This window comes from Streptomyces hilarionis, assembly GCF_024539675.1.
Taxonomy (GTDB): Bacteria; Actinomycetota; Actinomycetes; order Streptomycetales; family Streptomycetaceae; genus Streptomyces; species Streptomyces hilarionis.
In genome coordinates this window covers 1-252 of sequence record NZ_JAHHIT010000817.1, presented here as the reverse complement: position 1 = coordinate 252, position 252 = coordinate 1, and the positions used below count along the sequence as shown (strand labels likewise).

Annotated in this window: 1 pseudogene; it reads left to right on the top strand. The window is 67.1% G+C overall.

The window, feature by feature from the left end:
- A pseudogene (locus tag KMS84_RS40445) lies at positions 1-252 on the top strand (family 65 glycosyl hydrolase); the annotation flags it as partial.

The following is a 252-nucleotide window of genomic DNA, read 5'->3' as shown; positions in this document are numbered from 1 at the left end:
GCACACCCGCTGGGACGGCCTGGTCAAGGACCAGCGGGCATTTCTGGACGACTACTGGGAGCAGGCGGACGTCGAGCTCGAGGGTGACGCCGAGCTCCAGCAGGCGGTCCGCTTCAGCCTGTTTCACACGCTCCAGGCGGGCGCTCGCGCCGAGGGTCGGGCGATTCCTGCCAAGGGACTCACGGGCCCCGGCTATGACGGCCATACCTTCTGGGACACCGAGACTTTCGTGCTCCAGGTCCTGACCTACAC